The sequence below is a fragment of the Marinobacter excellens LAMA 842 genome (assembly GCF_001574445.1).
GTDB lineage: Bacteria > Pseudomonadota > Gammaproteobacteria > Pseudomonadales > Oleiphilaceae > Marinobacter > Marinobacter shengliensis.
Window position 1 is genome coordinate 1 of the sequence record NZ_LOCO01000055.1, and the last position, 2,595, is coordinate 2,595.

Sequence of the window (2,595 nt, forward strand, 5' to 3'; positions counted from 1 at the left end):
TGCGTAAACCGCTGAAGGTTGCCACCCATTCCACGTGAAGCCTGCCACCCGGACCGGAGCAAGGCTGCCACCCATCGGAGCGTAGCGACGCGGGGTTTCTCTTCTTACTCCGAAGTGTCGGTGGCCGTCAACTTTGCCTGCTGTTTTCGCATGGACTCGCCCCGCAGATTGATCTTGTAGGCGTTGTGAACGAGCCGGTCCAGAATGGCGTCTGCCAGCGTGGCGTCACCGATGATGCCATGCCATTCCTCGATGGGCAGTTGGCTGGTGGCGATGGTGGCGCGCCGGCCATGTCGGTCTTCCAGCACCTCCAGCAAGTCTCGTCGGTTCTCTGCGCTCAGCTTCATCAACCCCCAGTCATCCAGGATCAGCACGTCGACCTTGGCCAGGCTGGTCAGGAGCTTTGAGTATTGGCCATCGCCCTTGGCGATGGCCAGCTCTCGTAGCAGCCGGGTCAGGCGGACGTACTGGGCGGTGTAACCCTCTCGGCAGGCTTTGTGTGCCAGTGCACAGGCCAGCCAGGTTTTCCCGACCCCGGTGGGGCCGGTGATGAGCACGTTCAGGTGTTCCTTCACCCACTGGCAGCTGGCCAGACTCTGGATAAGCCCTTTATCCAGGCCCCGCGAGTTCCGGTAATCAATGTCTTCGAGGATCGCGGCGTGTCGCAGCTTGGCCCGACGCAGCCGGCTGGTCATACGCCGGTTGTCTCTTTCGGTCATTTCCCGGTCGACCAGCAGGCCAAGGCGCTCCTCGAAGCTCAGGTCGGTAATGTCGGGGGTAGCCGATTGATCCGCCAGGGCGGCCGCCATACCAGTCAGCTTGAGGGCGTGGAGCTTATCCAGTGCGGGATGTTTCAACATGTCAGGTTCCTTCAGTGATAGTAGGCGGGGCCGCGGATGTTGTCGTGTGTGTCGGGTAAGGCCAGTTCTTGTTGCTCTTCCAGGGGCTGCTGATCCAGACGGTGTTTGAGGATGGATTCGATGCTCTTGTATCGGCAACTGCCCAGCATCAGGGCGCGTTGGCAGGCGCGTTCTAATCGTGCCTCGCCGTAGCTCTGGCCCAGCCGGAGAATGCCCAGGCAGGACCTATAGGCCTGCTGAGGGTGCTTTCTCGCCCCCAGCGCGGCGCGGATGAGCTTTTCAGTTGCCGGTCCGATCTTGGTAGCCCACGCGATCAGCCGTTCCGGTGACCACTCGCCGGCCTGGCGATGGGATTCCGGCATGTGCGCGGCGATGGTGGTGTGCCGTCCCTTCTGGTCTGAGCGCCGGTGGCTGGCGATCCGGTTGCCTCGGTGGAAGCATTCGATGGTGTTATGGGTGATCCGGACCTCCACTTCTTTCTTGATCAGGGTATAGGGCACCGAGTAGTAATGGCCATCGATGGCGACGTGGTAGTCGATGTGTACCCGGGCTTTTTTCCACTCGGCGTAGACATACGGCTCGGCGGGTAGCGGTTGTAGAACCGGCTGGTCCAGCTGTTTGAAGTGATCAAGCCGGCACCCGGGCAACTTGCGGAAGGGGCGGCTATTGAGCTTCTCCAACAGCTCACGGATGGTGGCGTTGAGCTGCCCCAGGGAGAAGTGTTGACGGTGGCGCAGGGCCGCCAGTATCCAGCGCTCGACGATCAAGACGCCGCCTTCCACCTTGGCCTTGTCACGGGGCTTGCGAACTCTTGTCGGGACAACGGCCACACCATAATGGCCAGCCATATCCTGATAGGTCGGATTGAGGTCCGGCTCGTAGCGATGGGCCTTGCTGACGCCGGAGCGGAGGTTGTCCGGAACCACCAGTTCCGGCACGCCGCCCAGGAACTCGAAGGCTCGGGTGTGGGAGCCGATCCAGTCCGGCAGGGTCTGGCTCCAGGTGGCCTCGGCGTAGGTGTAATTGGACGCGCCCATCACCGCCACAAAGACTTGCGCCTCATGGATCTCACCGGTGGTGCGGTCAATAACGGGCACCGTGTGCCCGGCATAGTCCACGAACAGCTTCTCACCGGCCCGATGGTCCTGCCGCATCACCAGATCCAGCTTGCCTTGCCAGGCCCGGTAATGGTCGCAGAACCAGCTGTACTGATAACCGTCCGGGTTGGCTTGCCGGTACTCCTGCCAGAGCAGGAACAGGGTGACATTCTTGCCCGTGAGTTCGTCGCGGATGTGTTGCCAGTCGGGTATACCTCTGGCCTGTGCCGGCAGATCCGGTGGTGGCGGGAACAACCGCTGCTCCAACTGAGCGTCACTCAGATCCTCTGGCAACGGCCAGCCAAGATCCTCTTCGGCGGCACGCCGCAGATACTCGCTCACGGTGGGGCGGCTGATGCCGCAGGCTGCGGCAACCTGCCGGTTGCTCAGCCCTCGCTCCCACTTGAGGCGAAGGACTTCTTTGATTTTACGCATGGATAACCTCTTCGCTGGCATCTGGCCCTCTCCGGATGAAAAGGAGCAGAGTACCGTTAGTTATCCCGCGCCGGACGTTTTGATGGGGAAATCAGGCAGCTTGCCAGGGTGGCAGCTTTGCCGTGGAATCAGTGGCAGCTTTCGTGTGGAATGGGTGGCAGGCTTCGTCTGGAATCAGTGGCAACCTTGGTCTGGAATACGCA

At 61.4% G+C, this 2,595-nt stretch carries 2 protein-coding genes; both read right to left on the minus strand.

What is annotated here, in order from left to right:
* Window positions 1-104: 104 nt before the first annotated feature.
* On the minus strand, window positions 105-860 hold the full coding sequence (istB, locus tag J122_RS20005) for an IS21-like element ISSpu5 family helper ATPase IstB (protein ID WP_061334047.1): 756 nt from the start codon (window positions 858-860) through the stop codon (window positions 105-107).
* Between the two features lie 11 nt (window positions 861-871).
* Window positions 872-2,413: an IS21 family transposase gene (istA, locus tag J122_RS20010; protein WP_061334049.1), complete on the minus strand. Its 1,542-nt coding sequence runs from the start codon at window positions 2,411-2,413 to the stop codon at window positions 872-874.
* Between the last annotated feature and the right edge of the window lie 182 nt (window positions 2,414-2,595).